The sequence below is a fragment of the Alcanivorax sp. HI0083 genome (assembly GCF_001635175.1).
Genome location: NZ_LWFX01000951.1, coordinates 1 through 2,984, shown reverse-complemented (window position 1 = coordinate 2,984; position 2,984 = coordinate 1). Strand labels below are relative to the sequence as shown.

Sequence of the window (2,984 nt, the reverse complement as noted above, 5' to 3'; positions counted from 1 at the left end):
AACGCTGGCTTGCTAGGTATCGTCGGTCTGAGGTGCAACTCAGCCGATGGATTCTTTATCGGCGTATGAATAGGTGCGGGGTGGGGCCAAATCTCCTACCGTCTGTACCCTTGGGTCAGATGCTCCTTTGGTCCCTCCACCCCGGCAAGTCCTGCATGGTTGCAGGAAGAGCATTCAAACATACAAGCACCTCTTGAGGTGCGAACCGCCCGTTTTGCGCATTGGCAATCTGAAGGCGATCCTTCGCCGAGGCTCAGGTTCGCACCTCAAGAAGTGCTCCTACAGCAGAGTCGGCTTGGGTTGTCGCGCCGTCAGCGAGGTTATTCGCTACGCTTCTGGTGATGGGACGGATTAATTCTGCGCCTTGAACACCATGGAGGCGGAGTTCAGGCAATAGCGTTGGCCAGTGGGCGGTGGGCCGTCGGGGAAGACGTGCCCCTGATGGCTATCGCAGCGGGCGCAGCGGATCTCTATACGGATCATGCCGTGGCTACTGTCGCGCAGTTCGCGAATGTGTTGCGGATCGAAAGGTTGATAAAAACTGGGCCAGCCGGTGCCGGATTCGAACTTGGTGCTGGAAGCGAACAGCGGCAGGTCACACAGTTTACAGTGGTAGGTGCCATCGTCCTTGTTATCCAGCAGGCCGCCACAAAACGGTGGCTCGGTGCCCTGGTTGAGCAGGATGCGGCGTTCTTCTTTGCTCAGCGATTGTGCGCGGGCCTGTTTCTCTTCTTCGCTCAGGGGCGTCAGGTCGAAGCCGCTGGCGGACAGTGCTTGGGTCATCAGGCACTCCCTTGAGTTTGTCTGGTTAAGGTGTCCGGGTTTTGAGTTTGTCGGGAAAGGCCTGGATCAGCTTTTCCACTTTCGGTTTGGCTATATGGGTGATGTAGCCTTGATTGGGATTGCGACGGGCGAAATCCTGGTGGTAATCCTCGGCGCGGTAAAAGGCGTCCAGCGGTTCCACGGTGGTAACAATGGGGGCGATAAAAGCGCCGGCGTTATTCAACTGATGGATGTACGCCTCGGCCACCGCTCTCTCGGCCTCGTCGTGATAAAAAATCGCGGAGCGGTACTGGGTGCCCCGGTCGTTGCCTTGCCGGTCTTTCTGGGTGGGGTCGTGGGCGACGGAAAAGAACACTTTCAGCAGTTCGCCGAAGCTGATGACGGTGCTGTCGTATTCTACTTCGATCACTTCCGCATGGCCGGTGGTGCCGGTACAGACGGCCTCGTAATTGGCGCGGGCAGCATGGCCGCCGGCATAACCGGACACCACGGCGTTCACGCCTTCCAGATTCAGATAGACCGCTTCCACACACCAGAAGCAACCGCCAGCCAGAACCGCTTTGGCCATGCCATTGGCGGGCAGATCGTCGATGGGATCAGGGAAACGTTCCGGGTGAATGGCCAGGGATGTGCCGGGGATCACTACGTTCATGGTTCCTCCAATGGGGCGAACACCTGCCTGGCTTGTGGCCCGGCAGGTGTTACAGGTCAATGCAGCCAGTGGAGAGCAAGCAGGGATCAGTCCTGCTTGACGGCTCCACTGGCGATCAGGCCATCGATGTCACTGTCACTGAAGCCGGCCTGGCTCAGTACGGCCCGGCTATCTGCTCCGGCAGTGGTGGCGGGTTTTATCTCGCCGGCTGCGGTGCGTGAGAAGCGCGGGGTCGGTGCCGGTTGTGCGGCACCGTTGACGGTAACAAAGGATTCTCTGGCTACGTTATGCGGGTGTGAGGGCGCTTCTTCAAGGCTGAGAACCGGTGCAAAACAGACATCGGTGCCTTCCATGAGGGCGGACCACTCGTCCCGTGTCTTCTGTTTGATGACGGCGGCGAGCTTTTGTTTCATTTCCGGCCATTTGGGCGGGTTGATCTGATGGCCAAAGTCTTCGGCGGGTAGTTCGGCCAGCTGGCAGAGCTGGGCATAGAACTGTGGTTCGATACTGCCGATGGAGACGTATTTGCCGTCCGCAGTTTCATACACTTCATAAAAGTGTGCGCCGGAATCAAGCATGTGAGTGCCGCGATTGTCGGTAAACATGCCCTGGGATTTGAGCCCGTAGAACATGGCCATGAGGGCGGCGGAACCTTCTACCATGGACGAGTCGACCACCTGGCCTTTACCGCTGCGCTGGGCTTCCAGTGCGGCGCAGACCATGCCGAAAGCAAGCATCATGCCGCCGCCACCGAAATCGCCCACCAGGTTGAGGGGAATTGCGGGCTTTTCGCCTTCACGGCCCATAGCATGCAGGGCGCCGGACAGGGCGATGTAGTTCATGTCGTGGCCGGCGGCCTGGGCCAGTGGCCCGGTCTGGCCCCAGCCGGTCATGCGGCCGTAGACCAGTTTCGGGTTGCGGGCCAGGCATTGCTCCGGGCCCACGCCCAGGCGCTCGGTGACGCCGGGACGAAAACCTTCGAACAGGCCGTCGGCGGTTTCGCAGAGTTTCAGAACGGTTTCGATGCCTTCGGCGCTTTTCAGGTCCACGGCCAGGTTTTGGCGATTGCGGAAAAGGACGGTGTGGCCGATGGCGGAATGCGGGTTACCGCCGGGGCGGTCGATGCGGATAACGGTGGCGCCCATGTCGGCAAGCATCATGCCGCAGAAGGGGCCGGGGCCAATGCCGGCCAGTTCGATGAAGGTCAGTCCGTTAAGTGGGCCTGTCATAATGTTCATGTCCGTTGTCAGAGTCCGTTTTACCGTTCCCTGACGGACATTGGCCGGTCAGGGAATAAGGGCTTGTTCACGCAAGCTGCGACGCAGGGCCGAGCACTGGCTTTTGGCGATGGCAACGGCGTTGCTGGCCTCGTGGGTGGTGGCGATGCCGGTCCAGAGAGGTTTGCCGTCGGCATTGATCAGCTCTGCGCCATGTTGCCGCAGGGCGTCGGGTACCTCGTCTTTGGCCAGGTCGCCACCGATCCCGATTTTCCAGGTCGGTTGTACGTCGCCGGCGGATTGCTCCATGGGGTTGAGCTGGTTGCCGGCCG

General features: G+C 60.0%; 3 protein-coding genes and 1 pseudogene. All 4 read right to left on the bottom strand.

What is annotated here, in order from left to right; translation table 11 throughout:
• Positions 1–351 precede the first annotated feature (351 nt).
• Positions 352–783 (bottom strand): peptide-methionine (R)-S-oxide reductase MsrB, encoded by a 432-nt coding sequence (msrB, locus tag A3754_RS10725; protein WP_063519668.1) that lies wholly within the window; start codon positions 781–783, stop codon positions 352–354.
• A 25-nt stretch (positions 784–808) separates the two neighbouring features.
• On the bottom strand, positions 809–1,435 hold the full coding sequence (gene msrA, locus A3754_RS10720; protein ID WP_063519667.1) for a peptide-methionine (S)-S-oxide reductase MsrA: 627 nt from the start codon (positions 1,433–1,435) through the stop codon (positions 809–811).
• 86 nt (positions 1,436–1,521) lie between these two features.
• Positions 1,522–2,673, bottom strand: a complete 1,152-nt coding sequence (locus tag A3754_RS10715; RefSeq protein WP_063519666.1) for a CaiB/BaiF CoA-transferase family protein — start codon at positions 2,671–2,673, stop codon at positions 1,522–1,524.
• 48 nt (positions 2,674–2,721) lie between these two features.
• Positions 2,722–2,984: pseudogene (locus A3754_RS27665) on the bottom strand (hypothetical protein); the annotation flags it as partial.